The organism is Syntrophotalea acetylenivorans, assembly GCF_001887775.1.
GTDB classification, from domain to species: Bacteria; Desulfobacterota; Desulfuromonadia; order Desulfuromonadales; family Syntrophotaleaceae; genus Syntrophotalea_A; species Syntrophotalea_A acetylenivorans.
The window spans coordinates 1,360,332-1,376,825 of sequence record NZ_CP015519.1; the positions used below are offsets into that span (position 1 = coordinate 1,360,332).

Genomic DNA, 16,494 nt, shown 5'->3' on the forward strand with positions numbered 1-16,494 from the left:
ATGAGTTGTCCGAGACTGGTCATCGCCGGCACTTCCAGCGGCGTCGGCAAAACCTCCCTGACCCTGGGTCTGACGGCCGCTCTGTGCCGCCGGGGCCTCAAAGTCCAGACCTTCAAGGTCGGTCCCGACTTTCTCGACCCCACCTGGCTGGCCCTTGCCAGCGGCCGTCCCTGCATCAACCTGGACGGCTGGATGTGCGGCGAGGACTACGTGCGGGACCGGTTTGCCCGCGCCTCTGCCGATGCGGACATCGCCATCGTCGAAGGTGTTATGGGACTTTTCGACGGCGCCGATCCCGCAGACGCCGTCGGCAGCACCGCCGAAATCGCCCGCTGGCTCGACGCTCCCGTTCTGCTGGTGGTCAACGCCCACGGCATGGCCCGCAGCCTGGCGGCTTTGGTAAAAGGCTATGCGGAATTTGATCCCGAGCTGCAAATGGGCGGAGTGATCGCCAACCGCTGCGGCTCGGCGCGCCATGCCTCCTGGCTTTCGGAGGCCCTTGCCGCGGCCGGCATGCCCCCGTTGCTAGGTGCCGTCCGCCGGGATTCCCTGCCGCCTTTGCCCAGCCGCCATCTTGGCCTGGTAACCGCCGACCGACAGAATCTCTCCGCTTCGGCTTTGGCAAATCTCGCCGATGCCGTCGAACAGCAACTCGATCTGGCCCGCATCCTCGAACTGAACAAGGGGATACCGTGGGAAACTCCCGTTTCCGTCCCAGACACAGCACCCCTTGCCGGTACTCAGGGGGTGCGCATCGGACTGGCCTTCGACGAAGCCTTTCACTTCTACTATCCGGACAACCTGCAGGCGCTGGAAGAAACCGGGGCTACCCTGGTGCGTTTTTCTCCCCTGCGGGACCGCACGCTGCCCGATGGCCTGGATTCCCTCATCTTCGGCGGCGGTTATCCCGAGGAATATGCCGCCGATCTGGAAGCCAACCGCGACATGCGCCGGTCCGTGGCGGCGTTCGCCTCTGCAGGAAATCCGGTTTACGCCGAATGCGGCGGACTCATGTATCTATCCGCAGGGATCGAATTACGCGATGGAGTCCACCATAAAATGGTCGGAGCCCTGCCCTTTGCCACCCGCATGCTGACTACGCGCAAACGCCTTGGCTACACCGAAGTCAAGCTCTTGCAGAAAGGCCCTTTCGGCGATGCAGGCACCTGTCTACGCGGCCACGAATTCCATTACTCCGAAATCATCGATTCGGCTTCCACCTGCACCGATGGGTCCGCATGGCAGGTCCGCTACCGCCGATCCGGCACCCCGGTCATGGAAGGTTATCAGCACGGCAACCTGTTCGCCAGTTACATCCACATCCATTTTGCCAGCCGCCCCGGTGCGGCCGAGGCCTTTGTCGACTTTGCCCGAGGAGACCAATGAAACCGTTGATCCACGAATTACTGGCCAATCCATTAAGCGGCGAACAGATCGAAGCGCGTTCCATGGCGACCATCGACCGGGAAGCGCCGCCTCACCCTTTTACCCCCGAACAATGGCCGGTGGTACGCCGCATGGTACATACCACCGCCGATTTTTCCCTGCTTGAACATGTACGCTTTTCACCGGACGCTATCGAGGCTGCCCGCGGCGCCCTGCGGGGGGGCGCTCCGATCTACGCCGATTCCAACATGATCCGCGCCGGCCTCTCCATGGCCCGCTTGCAGCGGGTCTGCCCGGACTATCGACCGGAATCGATCCTGTGCCATGTGGCCGATGGCGACGTCGCCGCCGAGGCTCGGCAAACTTCGCTGCCCCGTTCCCTGTTCGCCGTGCGCAAGGCCGCGGATAAATTGCAGGGCGGCATCGCGGTATTCGGCAACGCTCCCGTCGCCCTGCTGGAACTCAACCGCCTGATTCAGGAAACCGGGCTGCGCCCGGCTCTGGTGATCGGCATGCCCGTCGGCTTCGTCCACGTGGTGGAGAGCAAACAGGAACTGATGGGCATGGGCGTACCCTACATCACCCTCGAGGGACGGCGAGGCGGCTCACCGCTGGCGGTCAGCGTAATCCATGCACTGTGCGGACTTGCTGTGACGGAGTAAGTGCTGAGATTCGCGGGATGTTAACTTCCGGTTTTAAGGAAAATTCAACTGCCCGCAGCATGCGGAAAGGTATCACCTTGTTCCACCCATCCAACATGAAAGGAGGTGATTGAATGAAGCAGCAGCGCAAGGAAGTCATCGCCTACCGCAAATCCTGCGTGGCGAACGGTACCGGTCTTTCCCATTACATTCTGATGGACAAAAAGACCAAGTAGAGTACTAAACCGCGGGGCGCCTTCGGGCGCTCCGCACCCTAAATACTTAACCCAGTTAGCAACCGCTCTTATGAGCGCTAAAACTGATAACCATATCGATCCTTGGGAGAAACTTCATGAACGAGACGAAAACTTTCGAAAACAAGGCTTCCTCGCGGGGCATCCACTTCAACACCGGTAACGGTCCGAGTCTGGTCCCGGTCAACATCGACCACCCCGATTACATCGCCCTGCTCGACCCCGATGCTGCTTTCTGGTCTCTGATTCAGAAGGACAAGTTGGGCGAGGCCCTGAGTAACGAAAGCAGCTTCATGCAGCAGTTCCTTGGCCGTCGCGACGAGTTTTTGGATGAGATCAATGCCCTGCGTTTCGGTCTGAAACCGTCGGCGGTCTATTTCAACCCCACCGACCGCTGCAACCTCAACTGTTCCTACTGCTACATCCCCGAAGAGATGCGTACCGACGGTAAGACCATGACCCCGGAAGAATTAATCAAAGCCCTGGGCCTCCTCAAGGAATATTTTAAGACTACCGTGCCCGAGGGCCTCAAACCCCAGATCATTTTCCACGGTGCGGAACCGATGATGGCCCGCGAAGCCGTTTTTGCCGGTATCGACGCTTACCTGGACGATTTCAGCTTCGGCGTACAGACCAACGGTACCCTGCTGGACGACGAAGCCATCGCTTTTCTCACTGAGCGCAACATCGGCATCGGTCTGTCCCTCGACAGCCACATCGAAGAAATCTGCACCCGCACCCGCAAAACCTGGGAAGGCGAAAGCGTCTTCAACCATGTGGTAAGTGCCATGAACAAGCTCAAGGGTTACCCCTTCTACAACGTCATCTGCACCGTGACCCGCGAAAACATGGACAAGCTGGTGGAGATGGTCGACTTCTTCCACGAACAGGAAGTGCCCATCTGTATGCTCAACCAGGTGCGCTGTACCCGCCAGGGAGCCCGCGACATCAAGCCCCTCGACCATGAAATGGCCGAACATTACTTCAAAGCTCTCGACCGCACCTACGAACTCTACAAAAAGACCGGCCGCAAGCTGGTGGTAGCCAACTTCGCCAACATTCTGGTCGGCGTCGTCGCTCCCGCGGCCCGCCGCCTGATGTGCGATATCTCCCCCTGCGGCGGCGGCCGCTGCTTCTTCGCCCTGTCCGCTAATGGCGACCTGTTCCCCTGCAGCGAATTCGTCGGTGTCGAACGCTTCAAAGGCGGCAACCTGTTCACCGACGACATCGACGCCGTCCTGCAGACCGAAGCCTTCCGTGCCGTTACCGAACGGGTAGTGGAAAACATCGATCCCTGCAAAAGCTGCGCGGTGCGCCACTTCTGCGGTTCACCCTGTCCGGCAGAAGCTCATGAGATGAACGGCGGCCAGAACGTGCCCGGCGCCTTCTGCGAGCTGTACGAAGAACAGGTGCGCTATGCCCTGCGCCTCCTCGCCGACGGTAAAGAAGATAGCTACCTGTGGGAAGCATGGGATGAGGATACCACCACCAGCATTGATTTGACGTCTCTGTGAGTAGGAGTTCGGACAACCTGCGGGAAGCCTTCCCGCAGGTTGTGAAATCGGGATTTTGGCCTGAATCCACGGAGAGATAAGCCATGTTCAATCGATTCAAAATAACCCCATGGATGCTGCTTCTCTGTACTCTGTTCGGCTGCACAACCGGAGAACCCGGAGTTACAGCACAAAAGGATAAATCCATGAGTCAAAAACCTCCCGCCATCGTGCTGGTGGCTTTCGGCACCACTTCAAACAGGGGTCGGGAAGTATTCGAGGTCATCGAACAGGCAGCGCGAGAGCGCTATCCGCAACACGACATCTTTTGGGCCTTCACTTCCCAGACCGTTATCAATCGCCTCCGCCTGCGCGGAGTGGTGATACACAACTTGCCGGAGACTCTTGCCCTGCTGCAGGCAGAGGGATACAAACAGGCGGTGCTGCAATCGCTGATGATCGTGCCGGGACAAAAAGACGCGGAAATCGCCAAGGTGCCGACGGGTGCGTTACAGGTCGCCTATGGACAACCACTGATGGCCTCCCCCGAGGATATACGTGATACCGTCGATGCTGTCCGGAGAGATATCGCCGCTGACAGCCCCACGGTTTTCGTAACCCACGGTAACGCCAAATACCCGCAATACAACCGGGCCCTGCTCGATTTCGCCGCCGCCGTCGAAGCACATTTCACCGACGCCTTTACCTGCAGCGTTGAGGGTGAACCCGGTCTGGCCCAGCTCGACATCGCTCGGCAGCAGGCAATAAAAGCCAAGGCTGTACATTTCGTGCCACTGATGCTGGTAGCCGGCGACCATATTGAAAACGATGTATTGGGGGACGAGTCCGATTCATGGAAGAACCTGGTCGGCGTCCAAATGGCCAGTTGCGCCGCACCCTTGGGGTACAACCCGGCGATTCTCGCAATCTTTTTCCGGCACCTCGATACCGCCATGGCCACACTGTAGGGAGAAAAGCAGTGACATCGATACGTTACTTTCCGATTTTACTTGCCTTGATCTCCTTGCTGTCCTTGGGGACCCTTGGCTTTGTGGGCTTGACGCCCCCGGCCATGGCCGCCGCTTCCCAGACTGAGACGGCCCTCCGGCCCGAAAAGGTGCAGGCTGAAGGCGCTCGGGGCCGCGCTCTTGAGAGAGCACGGCACCAAGCCAGGGAGAATCCTTCGGCCTACCGCAGTTGGAAACGTCAGCTGCCTTTCTGGCCGCGTAAAACAGTACTGCTTATTGAACTGGCGTTCATGATCACCATCGGCATCCTCATCGGCCAGGTACTTGAGGTGGCCGGCTGGATCGGCGTGTTGTCGGTGCTGGCCTGGCCGCTGATACGCCTGGGGCGCCTGCCGAAGGCTGCCGGACCGGCTTTCATCATGGCATTTCAGTCCGGGGCGGTAGCCAACAGCATGCTGGTCACCTACAGGGACGAAGGCACCCTCAACAACCGTCATCTTTACACCTCGGTGCTGGTGGTTTCCTGCCTCTCGCTGTTTGCCCACCTGCCGACCTTCATCGTCCCCTTGGGATTCGCCTTCGGTTGGATGGCCACCGGCGCTCTGTTCGGGGTCCGGTTCGCCGCTATCGCCCTGGAAATCATACTGGTGTTGATCGTCTCCAGCTGGCTAAGCCGACGCTGGAGTGAGAACCGAACCGACTTCAACGTTCCGGCACAGACAGCGGTCATCGAGGGTGTCAGGTCGGGTCGACCGGCCTTTGCCAGCCGGGAATTCTGGCGAAAGGTCTGGAAGCGCTCGCAGCGCACCCTGCGGCGCCTGCTGCTGTATGTGGTCCCGACCTTCGTGGTCATGGCATTGCTCGAACAGTTCCAGGCATTCGATTTTCTGGCCGCCTGGCTTCCGGGGCTGTTCAAACCATCATTTTTACCACCCCAATCGGTGGCCATCATCCCCGCTCAGGCGGTGAACATGTACAACGGAGCCATCGCCGCGGCCAACTTCATCGACGCCGGCAATCTCACCACCAAGCAGGCCGTCACTACAATCCTGCTCGGTTCGGTGATCACCGCGCCGATCCGCACCCTGCGCCACGCCTTGCCCACCTACCTAGCCACTCTGGGCGCCCGCCCGGGCACGGTGATGGCTTTCAGTGCGCAGGCCTTGCGGGTCCTGTTCGTACTGCTGTGTACCTGGGTAATGGTACTGGTTTGGTAAGGGCGATCTTTATGATCGACCCGCACCGGGACATTAGTTGCTCTGTCCATTTACCGGGGACGAATCCATGATTAGCCCCTACGAGGAATTATCCATATGACTATCAAAACAAAAAAATGCCAACCCGGCCATTTCTATGCCGTCGGCGTCGGCCCCGGGTCCCCAGACCTGATTACTTTGCGGGCCGCCGGCCTGATCGAATCCGCCGATACGGTGATCGTTCCCCGGTCGGAACTCGCCGGAGAAAGCCTGGCCCTGGTCACCATCCGCGATTTGATTGCCGATCAGGAAGTCATGGAACACGTCTATCCCATGAAGCGCGATTCGGCGAAGACGCGGGCCTGCTGGGCGGAGGTAGCCGCAGAGGTCGCTGCACGGACCAGCGCCGGGCTGTCGGTCGTCCAGGTCACTATCGGCGATCCGATGATTTACAGCACCAGTTCCTATCTCATCGAAAGTCTTGTCGAGCTGCTCCCGGCCGAATGCATTCATGTCACTCCCGGTATCAGCGCATTTCAGGCCACGGCCTCGATCCTAGGCGAACCACTGACCCTGCAGGAGGACCGTCTCTGCATCATGCCCGCCACCGACATGGACGAGGTGAGCCGCGCTCTGGACCGTTGCGAAACCCTGGTCCTCTACAAAGTCGGACCGCGCCTGCGTCAATTGGGCGCCTTACTTGAAACCCGCAATCTGCTCGATCAGGCCCGACTGGCCAGTTATGTAGAACAGGACGGCAGGGAAGCTATTTTCCATGATTTCCGCAAAGCCCTTGCCGATGAAACCCACGGCTACATGTCGACGGTTATTGTTCGCCTTGGACGCCGCTCCTGGGAGCAAACTTCCGGGGCGAGAAAGGCCGTCTGAGCATGGGCGGCCTGCAGAGCGGATTCACCACCGGCGCCTGTGCGGCAGCGGCGGCCAAAGCCGCTGCCTGTTTGCTGTCCGAAGGGACGATGCACGATGCGATAACCATTCCCCTGCCGGACGGCACACGGGAATCGCTGCCTCTGTCCTATGTCCGGGCCCTGCCTGACGGCGCGGAAGCAGCCGTATGCAAGCAGGCCGGTGACGATCCCGATGTCACCGACGGAGCCCTGGTCATCACCCGCATCGCCTGGGTGGACGGCGACATCCAGTTTCATGCCGGAGAAGGGGTCGGTATTATTACCAAACCGGGACTGGCACTGCCCCCCGGAGAACCGGCCATCAATCCCGGCCCCCGTGCCATGATCAAGGCCGCAGTGCGGGAAGTAACCGATCTCGGCCTGCGCATCACCGTGGTCATCCCGGCCGGAAAGGAACTCGCGGCCCGTACCTTCAATCCCCGTCTGGGAATTGAAGGCGGCATCTCGGTCCTTGGCACCACCGGCAGAGTGCGGCCCTTCAGTCTCGAAGCGGTTCGCAAAACCATGGAGTGCGCCTATAACGTAACCCTGGCCTCGGGGAACCGTCACCCCGTGCTGGTGCCCGGGCATATCGGCGAAAGGGCGGCACGCAGGCATTTCCGATTAACTGACGAGCAGCTCGTTGAGGCCGGCAACGAATGGGGGTTCATGATCGACCTGGTCTTGCGTAAGACGCCTGCAGCCCTGCTGGTGCTGGGACATCCCGGTAAACTGGCCAAGCTCCCCCTGGGTCACTGGGACACCCATTCGAGCCGATCTGCCAGCCCGGTGCCCTCGGTCAGGACACTGGCCGCCCAGGTCCTTAACTGCACGGTTGCTGAAGCGACTACGGTGGAAGGAGTCTTTGCCGATTTAACCCCGGAGCAACAGAAATACCTCGGGGATGCGCTGGCCGAAGCAGTTCAGGTCGCCATCAGCCGCCGCCTTAACTACAGCGTGCCGGTCTCGGCCGTACTCATCAACCTCGCCGGGGATCTCCTTGGCTCCAGCGGAGATTTGACACCATGGCAATAACGGACAAACCGATCACCATCGTCGGCTGCGGCCCCGGTGGTCCGGCCTACCTGACGGACGCGGCCCGGCATGCCGTGGAACATGCCGGCCTGTTGGTCGCCGCCAACCGGCTGCTGGAACTCTTTCCGGAAGCCCAAGCCGAGCGGTTGGCCGTAGGCGCGGATATCGCCGCGGTCCTGCAAACCATGGAAACCCGCCTGGGCCAGCTGCCCATGGTGGTGTTGGTCACCGGCGACCCCGGCATGCACAGCCTGGCCCGGCCGGTGGTACGTCATTTTGGTCGCGCCCTGTGCCGCATCATTCCCGGCATCAGTTCTGTGCAGGCCGCTTTCGCCGCTGCCGGCCTCGACTGGATGGACGCCCGGATCCTCAGCGCCCACGGGACCCTTCCGGAGGTCGATCACGACGACCTCGAAGCCGTGGATAAAATCGCCGTGCTGGCAGGATCACAATCTGCCCTGCGCTGGATCGCCGACTTAGCTAAACGCCTCGCCCCGCGCTGGATACTGGTCTGCGAAGAACTGACCCTGCCGGGCGAAACCGTTACCAAAGTAACAGCCGACATATTGGCAAGGATGGAAGCAAGCCCCAGAACGGTGGTGCTGTTATTGCACCCGGCGGTCTGGGATATTTAGCCATTTCCCGCAAGGAGATAATATATGAAAGTCTACTTCATCGGCGCCGGCCCCGGCGATCCGGAACTCGTTACGCTCAAGGCAAAACGCCTGCTGAACTCCTGCTCTATCTGCATCTATGCCGGCTCGCTGGTCAACCCCGCGGTGCTCGACCACCTGCCGGCAGGGGCCGAACGCTACGATTCCGCCGTCATGAGCCTGGATGAAATCACGGTGCTATTCGAAAGCGCCCGACAGCGTGACCTGAACGTGGTGCGGCTGCACTCCGGGGACCCGTCTATCTATGGCGCCATCCGCGAGCAGATGAACGAGCTTGACCGGCTCGACATTTCTTACGAAGTCATACCCGGCGTCAGTTCTTTCCAGGCGGCGGCCGCCGCCCTGTGCACGGAACTGACGGCACCGGAGATATCCCAAACCATCATTCTGACCCGCACGGCGGGTCGCACGCCGATGCCGGAAGATCAGGATCTGTTGAAACTGGCCAAAAGCAACGCCACCCTGTGCATCTTTCTCTCGGCGCATAAAATAGGCGAAGTCGCCTCCACCCTGTCCGGCCATTACGGCAGCGGATGCCCCGTCGCCGTGGTCTATCATGCCTCCTGGCCTGATCAACTTATCCTACGGGGCACTCTGGACGATATCGGCGCGCAGGCGGATAGCGCGGGGATCACCAAAACCGCTATGATCGTGGTGGGCTGGGCCCTGTCGCGGGACATACCGGTTTCCAAACTCTACGACGCCGGATTTTCCCACGAATACCGCCGGGCCAAAACATCATGAGCGTCGCCCTGGTTTCCCTGTCAGCCGAGGGGCTGGCCATAGCCCGTAAACTGGCTCCTCACCTGCCCGGTGCCGAAATCCATGCACATGAATGCGTCGGCCGATCGCCTGATGCCGCTGCCTTTTCCGGGGTAGTTCCCCTCACCCGGGAACTGTTCAGCCGCTGCCGGGGCATCGTCTACATCATGCCGAGCGGAGTGGCGGTACGAGCCATCGCCCCGCTCATCGAGCACAAACTCCGGGATCCGGCGGTGGTGGTCGTCGATGTCCTCGGCCGTTGGGCGATCAGCCTGCTGTGCGGCCACGAGGGGGGCGCCAATGACCTGACTCTGCATATCGCCAATCTGCTGGAGGCCGAACCGGTCATCACGACCACTTCGGAAGCCGCCAAAAACCTCATCGTCGGAGTCGGCTGTCGGCGTGGCACTCCGGCCGACACCATCGTAGCCGCCGTTACGGAAGGACTGGCCCTGGTCGGCCACAACCCCGGCGAAGTGCGCTATCTCGCTTCGGCCGATCTCAAGGCCGACGAAGCCGGGCTGTTGGAGACAGCCGAGCGTCTCGACATACCCCTGCGACTGATTTCCGGCGCCGAAATCCGCGCCAGCAGCCGCAATTTCAACATATCCGCTTTTGTTCAGGACAAGGTCGCTTTGCCGGCCGTAGCCGAGCCCGCCGCCCTGTTGGCGGGAAGGAGGACCCGATTAATACTACCGAAAACCATCATCAAGAGTGTCACCGTGGCGATCGCCCGGGAAAACTGTTCGTGGTCGGCATCGGACCCGGCAACCGCCTCGATCGAACCCGCCGGGCCGAGCAGGCCATAGCGGACTGTCAGGTCGTCGCCGGTTACCATCTGTACCTGGAACATATCGCCGATCTGACCGCCGGCAAGGACCGTATCGCCTCGGGAATGATGCAGGAGACCGAGCGGTGCCGCGCGGCGTTGCAACGGGCGACCGAAGGCGCCGTGGTCGCCCTGGTGTCTTCTGGCGATCCCGGCGTGTACGGCATGGCGGGGCTGGCACTTGAAATGGCTGCTGCCGAAGGGTTTGACGTGGCCATCGAAATCGTGCCTGGCATCTCCGCGGCCAACACGGCCGCCGCGCGCCTGGGAGCCCCGCTGATGCTCGATTACGCCTGCATCAGCCTCAGCGACCTGCTGGTGCCCTGGGAGTCCATCTGCACCCGGCTGGAGGCGCTGGCCGCCGCCGACCTGGTAGTGGCCCTGTACAACCCGCGCAGCAAAAAACGCATTCGCCAGCTTGAAGAAGCCGTGGCCATCATGCGGCAGCACCGCGATGACAGTACACCGGTCGGTATCGTCACCGCCATCGGAGAAACAGATGAGCAGATCACCCTGACGACCCTCGATCGACTGCCCGGGGCCGAGGTCGGCATGCGCAGCACGGTCATCATCGGCAACAGTACGTCCCTGTGCCTGAACGGCCGGCTGATTACGCCGAGGGGTTACCGCTTATGATCATGCTCCTCGGCGGCACCAGCGAAACGGCACCAATGACCCGGGCCCTTCTGCAAGCCGGATACCGGGTCCTGGTCTCAACGGCGACGGACGCACCCCTGGCCCTGCCGGAACATTCGCGACTGGAACGCCGCCATGGCCGTCTCGATGGGATGGCCATGGCGGACCTGATGCGCCGCCGACATGTCGGGGTGCTGATCGACGCGGCCCATCCCTATGCCTCCCGCGCCCGGCAAGAAGCACAGAAGGCCGCGGCTGCGTTGAGTCTCCCTTATCTGCGCTGGGAAAGACCCGGTACCGATTTCAACGGTTTCCCCGTGATTGCGGCCGAGGATCACGAAAAGGCAGCGGAGCTTGCCTTTGCCGACGGCCGGCCGGTACTGCTAACCACCGGTTCCAGGCATTTATTACCCTATACAACCCGGGCCCGCCAAACCGGCATCCGTCTACGGGCCAGGGTCCTCCCCCATGAAGAATCCCGAATCGCCGTGCTGCAAGCCGGGTTGTCAACCGAAGAAGTAATCTTCGGCAAGGGGCCGTTTTCCGTCGAGTGCAACCGCCGGCATATACGCCGGCATGACATCGGTGTTCTGGTCACCAAGGACAGCGGCGAAGCCGGAGGGGTTCCGGCCAAACTGCAGGCGGCACGTCTAGAACATTGTATCATTATCGTCGTGCAACGCCCTGCCGTCTCCAACCCGTATCCGCGATTCAACCATCTTCCGGAACTGCTTGCCACCCTGGCCTCCATCGTTCCACCCCAGACTGCCACCGACTGATCATTTCTTTATTTTCAAATACTTAGACTTTATCTCTACCCCGTATCCCCCCGATAGGGGAGTTAAGTTCCCCCCCGTTGAGGGATATTCCCGCCTTCCCTTATGAGTTACCTTAGCTCATGGATAGCAAAGGAACCGTTTTTTGGACATTTCATAAAGTTCCGTTTGAGTCTGGAACGTTGAAGTTCACGAACACCTCGCAGTTCATAAACAAAACTTTTTTCTTCCCAGGGTGAGAAAAGGCACGCAATGAACCGATCAATGGCAATCATGGCGAAAAAGTTTTGGGCGATAATCTCTCTCACCGTCCGGCATCCCGTTTTTTCAGGGGCGACCCACCCTGGTCATTTATCCTCCCACGACCCGTTCAACTACCTGTTTTTTTCGGCATTATCTTCCCGGCAGTTTCCCGCTGACCGGGGGTCGTATGTCTTTTACCGGGACGGTTTCTCTCCGGATGGCCCGGAAGATTCACCGTCCTTTTTTTCATCCCCCTATGGAGGTTCATCATTATGAAAAAGTGGAGTGTATTACTGATCTCCGTCTTTATGCTGGCTGCCGGTTTCATCGGTACCGCTGGAGCGGCGATCCAAGTCGAAGGAGATACCTACGCAGGTATCTGGGACAAGTACATGTGGCGCGGCTTTAACATAAGTAACAGCCGACCCACCATTCAGGCCGGTATTGATCTCTCTGCAGGCGGCTTTACCCTTAGCACCTGGCACAACTGGCAACTGTCCAGTGGAGAAGACTTCCGTGCCGGGGAATTGAACGAGACCGACATCATCCTGACCTATGCCTTTGACCTGGGCGAAATGGTTTCCATCAGCGTTGGCGACATCTTCTACTCCCTCGACATGGGCGGCGCCGAAGACACCAACGAACTGTTTGCCACCGCCACTCTTAACACCCTGCTTTCCCCCAATTTCAAAGTATCCTGGGACTGGGACGCCGCTGAAGAAGACGGCATGTTCTACAGCTTCGACATCAGTCACAGCTTCGACATCGCGGAGAAAACCGCTCTTAACCTCGGCGCCCTGGTCTCCTACAACCAGCACTGCGATTCTTCCGTTGGTGACTACGCCGGCTGGCATAACTATGAGCTGAGCGCCAGCCTCGATTACGCCTTGACCGATCAATTGACTCTCAGCCCGATCTTTATCTTATCTTCGGGAATCAGCAGCTCCGCCAAAGACGCCATTGACACCGAAACAGCGGGCGCGTTGAACCTGACCTTCACTTTCTAAGAAAACGGAGCAGAACCGGGGCGCAATTGCCCACTTAAAACGACGGGTGAGAAGCCGGACATGGGCTTCTCACCCCGATCTCCCCATGCCCTGCAGCAGGGGATTATTCGCGTACAAAACCTATCACTGCTTTCCTGAAACCGACACACGTCAGGAGGAACGTCATGAAGAAGACCTTGTGGGGAGCCATTTCAGCTACCGCTGCCATCGTGGCCGTCGGCGCCCTGTTGCTGACCCCGGCTTGCATAAAAAAGGAAGAACACCAGAAGGAAACCTTACGCATCACCTGCTGGGGCGGCTATGCCAAGCCCTATGTCAAAGACTTCCAGAAACTGGTTAAAGACAAATACAACGTCGATGTCGATGTGCAAATCTATAATCCCACCGATCAAGACGAATTCTTTCAAGGGGTGAAAAACAATACGGCGGACCTGATTTCGCCGCCTATCGAACTGCCTAAGATTCCCCGTTTCTTCTCTTTCCAGGAAGGCCAGCAATACCTGCAGCCAGTGGATGTGCAGAACATCCCCAATCTGGAGAAAATGATGCCGGTATTCAGCGACGATCAGACGCCTTTCTACAACGGCGTGCGCTACGGCGTACCTTATAACTGCGGTCCCTACGGTCTAGCCTACAACCTTGACAAGGTCTCGACCGAACCCAGCAGCTGGAACCTGCTGTGGTCTCCGCTGTACGCCAACCAGTACACCGTCAACAACAACTTCCCCAAGGTGAATGTCTGGATCTCCGCCCTGGCCCTGGGCTACGGCTATGAAGACATCTTCGACATCAACAAACTCGACCGCGCCATGGTACAGAAAAAACTCAACACCCTGGCTAAAAACGCCAAAAGTCTGTGGGACGGCGGCGCCAATCCGGATGAATTCCCCGAATTGTCCCTGGCCACCACCTGGGGTTTCGCCGCCCAGCAGGCTAATCTCAAGGGCGGCAACTGGCGACTGGCCACTCCCGCCGAGGGCGGAACAGCCTGGATCGATGCCTGGTATGTCGGCGCAGGCGCCGAGGGCGTGACCAAAATCCTTGCCGAAGAGTGGATCAATTTCATGCTTGAGCCGGAGCGTCAGGCCGATGTGGTGAGATCTCAGGGAGTCTCCCCGGTTATGGCCGACACCGGCGACATCCTCAACGCCGAGGAAAAAGCCATGTTCCACGTAGGCGACGAAGCCTACTTCAAAACCGTAGCGCTGTGGCAGGTTCTCAGCGATGAGACTGAACAGGCCTTCAACGAAATGTGGGAAACAGCAAAGCAGTTGCGTAAGTAAGCACTGCTGGGGATGTTGTAGGTCATCACAGTCATCTCCAACATGTTAACAACACAATACTCGGTCTGCGGCGCTTGCGGCAGATCGGATACCCCCCATCAAACAAGACGGAGGTAACAGAATGTTAAAAAAGAGAAAACTCCTGGCAGGCATTACCGGCGCGCTGGTAATGACCTTTCTGGCCAGCATGGCCGGAGCCGTCACCATCGGGAAAATCAAACCCGGTGAAGACGTCATGCAGTACATCAAGCGCACTCAAGGAAAGTTCGATCAAACTACCTACCAGAAGGTTATCGGCGCGGCCAGTGCCTTTAAAGAAGGCGACCAGTCCCTCGGAGTCGCAGCAGACACCGAAGCTGACCGTGAAAACGCCCGTAAATTGCTGGCCAACACCAAGATCAAGGACCTCAACGATCGGTCATTGTTTGTGGACGGCCAGGATACCCTGATCCGCAACACCACCGACAAGGTCAAGTACAACAAAATCAAAAACATGACCATGGGCGAGCTGAAAAACTTCCTGCTCACCAAATCCGAAGCCGATATCAAAGCCATTATGGGCGGCCTGCACAGCGATATTATCGGTTCGGTAGTCAAACTGATGTCCAACGATGAACTGATCCGCGTCGGCCAGAAAATTTTCATTACCCTGCCCGGCACCCAAATCGGCGCTAAAGGTTACATGGGTGCGCGCATTCAGCCCAACTCGCCGACCGACAATAAAGAAGACATCCAGATGCAAACGCTTAACGGCTTTGCCTTCGGCGTCGGCGATATCGTCATCGGCACCAACCCGGTCGACAGCCAGCTCGAAGCCACCGTGCGTGTTGAAGAAGCTCTGAAAGAAATCGTTACCGCTTTCGGCCTGGAAGACACTATCCCCTGGTGTGTACTAGCCCATATCGACGGTCAGGCTGCTGCCGAAGAGGCCAAGCCCGGATCCACCGCTATCTGGTTCCAGAGCCTCGCCGGCACTGAAAGCGCTAACAAAACCTTCGACCTGACCCTGCAGAAAATGGTCGATTACGCCAAAAGCCGTACAGGTCCCTACAGCCTTTATTTTGAAACCGGCCAGGGCGCTGATTACACTAACGGTCACGGTCACGGCTTTGACATGGTGGTTCACGAATCCCGCAAATACGGTTTTGCCCGTGCTCTGAAGCAGGAGACCGCCAAGGCCAAAGGTGTTTCTGAAGACGAAGTCTGGCTGCACCTCAACGACGTTGCCGGCTTTATCGGCCCTGAAGTCTTCAAAACCCGCGAGCAACTGGTTCGCTGCTGCCTGGAAGACATCGTCATGGGCAAGCTGCACGGTCTGGTGCTAGGACTCGACATCTGCTCGACTCTGCACATGCCCGTCACCCTCGACGACCTGGCCTGGTGTCAGGACCAGATCGCTCCGGCCAACCCGGCCTACCTGATGGCTCTGCCTACTCGTAACGACCCGATGCTCAGCTACCTGACCACCAGCTTTCAGGACCATGTGCGTCTGCGTGAAAAATTCGGTTACAAAGTTAACGACGCCATGTGGGACTTCTACAAGAAGATCGAAATTATCGACGCCGACGGCAAACCGACCAAACATTTTGGCGATCCGGCGTGGGTTTACTACAAATTCCTCCAGGCCAAAGGTGACAAGCGTTCCTTCAAGGAAATCTATGCCGAAGGTCAGAAATCGATCGAAAACGTTCGCGGCCGCGGCCTCGATCTGGCCGTGGGCTACGGCGATAACGTCTGGGACCTGGAACCTGTAACCGACAAGCGTATCCACGACCTGTATGACGATGCCAAAATCAGCCTGTGGACCGAATTCACTCCGGAATTCATCGGTTCCATTCCCAATGCCGTAAGCATCAAATCCCAGTCTCACGATCGCGAAAACTACATCTCCGCACCGGGCACCGGTGAAGAGCTGTCCGAGTCTGCGGTTGCTACTCTGAACAAACTGGCGGCCTCTTGGGGCAACAAAGCTCCTGACGTGCAGGTTGTTATCTCTGACGGCCTGAACGCCAAGGCGCTCATGGATGAAGACCACCTGATGCCTTACCTGGCGGCACTGAAAGAAGAGTGCAAAAAGGCCGGTTTGACCCTGTCCGACAAAAACCTCGTCGTGACCGGTGGCCGTGTCCGCGCTGGCTACAAAGCAGGTGAAACGCTGTACAGCAAGGCCGGTAAAACACCCAAGGCCATCGTTCACCTCATCGGTGAACGCCCGGGCAGCGGCCATCACGCCTTCTCTGCCTATCTGGTTAAAGTTACTCCCAGCACCTGGGCTAAAACAGGGACTGTCGACCATGACTCTTCCAAGGTTCTGTCCGGTATTTCCGATACCGGTCTGATTCCTGCGGAAGCGGCTCGCCAGACCATCACCCTGCTCAAGCAGATGTAACCTCTCCACCCTGC

16 protein-coding genes are annotated in these 16,494 nt (G+C 58.9%); all 16 read left to right on the plus strand.

Annotated elements, in window-relative coordinates; translation table 11 throughout:
- The 16 genes from A7E78_RS06235 (at window position 1) to A7E78_RS06310 (ending at window position 16,480) form a co-directional block, all read left to right on the plus strand.
- A complete protein-coding gene (locus tag A7E78_RS06235) occupies window positions 1-1,386 on the plus strand; it encodes a cobyrinate a,c-diamide synthase (protein WP_072283428.1) in 1,386 nt (461 codons plus the stop codon).
- A complete protein-coding gene (locus A7E78_RS06240) occupies window positions 1,383-2,048 on the plus strand; it encodes a precorrin-8X methylmutase (RefSeq protein ID WP_072283429.1) in 666 nt (221 codons plus the stop codon). The genes A7E78_RS06235 and A7E78_RS06240 overlap by 4 nt, the downstream gene beginning before the upstream one ends.
- Before the next feature lie 113 nt (window positions 2,049-2,161).
- The gene (gene cbpA / locus A7E78_RS06245) at window positions 2,162-2,263 is read left to right on the plus strand and encodes a modified peptide precursor CbpA (protein WP_072283430.1); all 102 of its coding nucleotides are present in this window, start codon (window positions 2,162-2,164) and stop codon (window positions 2,261-2,263) included.
- A gap of 116 nt (window positions 2,264-2,379) precedes the next feature.
- A complete protein-coding gene (gene cbpB, locus A7E78_RS06250) occupies window positions 2,380-3,795 on the plus strand; it encodes a peptide-modifying radical SAM enzyme CbpB (RefSeq protein ID WP_201258044.1) in 1,416 nt (471 codons plus the stop codon).
- A 185-nt stretch (window positions 3,796-3,980) separates the two neighbouring features.
- Window positions 3,981-4,742 (plus strand): sirohydrochlorin cobaltochelatase, encoded by a 762-nt coding sequence (locus tag A7E78_RS06255; protein WP_072285063.1) that lies wholly within the window; start codon window positions 3,981-3,983, stop codon window positions 4,740-4,742.
- 11 nt (window positions 4,743-4,753) lie between these two features.
- Window positions 4,754-5,959 carry a nucleoside recognition protein gene (locus tag A7E78_RS06260; protein ID WP_235606810.1) on the plus strand — a complete coding sequence of 402 codons (1,206 nt, stop codon included), beginning with the start codon at window positions 4,754-4,756 and terminating at the stop codon, window positions 5,957-5,959.
- Window positions 5,960-6,055: 96 nt separating this feature from the next.
- Entirely contained in the window at window positions 6,056-6,826 is a 771-nt protein-coding gene (cobI, locus tag A7E78_RS06265) for a precorrin-2 C(20)-methyltransferase (RefSeq protein WP_072283431.1), read from the plus strand.
- 2 nt (window positions 6,827-6,828) lie between these two features.
- Window positions 6,829-7,881 carry a cobalt-precorrin-5B (C(1))-methyltransferase CbiD gene (gene cbiD / locus A7E78_RS06270; protein WP_083552782.1) on the plus strand — a complete coding sequence of 351 codons (1,053 nt, stop codon included), beginning with the start codon at window positions 6,829-6,831 and terminating at the stop codon, window positions 7,879-7,881.
- Entirely contained in the window at window positions 7,872-8,516 is a 645-nt protein-coding gene (gene cbiE, locus A7E78_RS06275) for a precorrin-6y C5,15-methyltransferase (decarboxylating) subunit CbiE (RefSeq protein ID WP_072283433.1), read from the plus strand. The genes cbiD and cbiE overlap by 10 nt, the downstream gene beginning before the upstream one ends.
- Before the next feature lie 24 nt (window positions 8,517-8,540).
- Window positions 8,541-9,299, plus strand: a complete 759-nt coding sequence (gene cobM, locus A7E78_RS06280) for a precorrin-4 C(11)-methyltransferase (protein WP_072283434.1) — start codon at window positions 8,541-8,543, stop codon at window positions 9,297-9,299.
- Complete coding sequence (locus A7E78_RS06285) at window positions 9,296-10,126, plus strand: cobalt-precorrin 5A hydrolase (protein WP_072283435.1); 831 nt, start codon at window positions 9,296-9,298, stop codon at window positions 10,124-10,126. Before cobM ends, A7E78_RS06285 begins: the two co-directional genes overlap by 4 nt.
- On the plus strand, window positions 10,066-10,782 hold the full coding sequence (gene cobJ / locus A7E78_RS06290) for a precorrin-3B C(17)-methyltransferase (protein WP_072283436.1): 717 nt from the start codon (window positions 10,066-10,068) through the stop codon (window positions 10,780-10,782). The genes A7E78_RS06285 and cobJ overlap by 61 nt, the downstream gene beginning before the upstream one ends.
- Window positions 10,779-11,561, plus strand: a complete 783-nt coding sequence (cobK, locus tag A7E78_RS06295; protein ID WP_072283437.1) for a precorrin-6A reductase — start codon at window positions 10,779-10,781, stop codon at window positions 11,559-11,561. Before cobJ ends, cobK begins: the two co-directional genes overlap by 4 nt.
- A gap of 512 nt (window positions 11,562-12,073) precedes the next feature.
- On the plus strand, window positions 12,074-12,808 hold the full coding sequence (locus A7E78_RS06300; RefSeq protein ID WP_072283438.1) for a TorF family putative porin: 735 nt from the start codon (window positions 12,074-12,076) through the stop codon (window positions 12,806-12,808).
- A gap of 164 nt (window positions 12,809-12,972) precedes the next feature.
- Complete coding sequence (locus A7E78_RS06305; protein WP_072283439.1) at window positions 12,973-14,091, plus strand: ABC transporter substrate-binding protein; 1,119 nt, start codon at window positions 12,973-12,975, stop codon at window positions 14,089-14,091.
- 121 nt (window positions 14,092-14,212) lie between these two features.
- Complete coding sequence (locus A7E78_RS06310; RefSeq protein ID WP_072283440.1) at window positions 14,213-16,480, plus strand: ethanolamine ammonia-lyase; 2,268 nt, start codon at window positions 14,213-14,215, stop codon at window positions 16,478-16,480.
- Window positions 16,481-16,494: the final 14 nt, after the last annotated feature.

Coding starts and splice junctions, on each gene's coding strand:
- A7E78_RS06235 (WP_072283428.1), top strand. CDS start 1: ATGAGTTGTCCGAGACTGGTCATCGCCGGCACTTCCAGCGGCGTCGGC.
- A7E78_RS06240 (WP_072283429.1), top strand. CDS start 1,383: ATGAAACCGTTGATCCACGAATTACTGGCCAATCCATTAAGCGGCGAA.
- cbpA (WP_072283430.1), top strand. CDS start 2,162: ATGAAGCAGCAGCGCAAGGAAGTCATCGCCTACCGCAAATCCTGCGTG.
- cbpB (WP_201258044.1), top strand. CDS start 2,380: ATGAACGAGACGAAAACTTTCGAAAACAAGGCTTCCTCGCGGGGCATC.
- A7E78_RS06255 (WP_072285063.1), top strand. CDS start 3,981: ATGAGTCAAAAACCTCCCGCCATCGTGCTGGTGGCTTTCGGCACCACT.
- cobI (WP_072283431.1), top strand. CDS start 6,056: ATGACTATCAAAACAAAAAAATGCCAACCCGGCCATTTCTATGCCGTC.
- cbiD (WP_083552782.1), top strand. CDS start 6,829: ATGGGCGGCCTGCAGAGCGGATTCACCACCGGCGCCTGTGCGGCAGCG.
- cbiE (WP_072283433.1), top strand. CDS start 7,872: ATGGCAATAACGGACAAACCGATCACCATCGTCGGCTGCGGCCCCGGT.
- cobM (WP_072283434.1), top strand. CDS start 8,541: ATGAAAGTCTACTTCATCGGCGCCGGCCCCGGCGATCCGGAACTCGTT.
- A7E78_RS06285 (WP_072283435.1), top strand. CDS start 9,296: ATGAGCGTCGCCCTGGTTTCCCTGTCAGCCGAGGGGCTGGCCATAGCC.
- cobK (WP_072283437.1), top strand. CDS start 10,779: ATGATCATGCTCCTCGGCGGCACCAGCGAAACGGCACCAATGACCCGG.
- A7E78_RS06300 (WP_072283438.1), top strand. CDS start 12,074: ATGAAAAAGTGGAGTGTATTACTGATCTCCGTCTTTATGCTGGCTGCC.
- A7E78_RS06305 (WP_072283439.1), top strand. CDS start 12,973: ATGAAGAAGACCTTGTGGGGAGCCATTTCAGCTACCGCTGCCATCGTG.
- A7E78_RS06310 (WP_072283440.1), top strand. CDS start 14,213: ATGTTAAAAAAGAGAAAACTCCTGGCAGGCATTACCGGCGCGCTGGTA.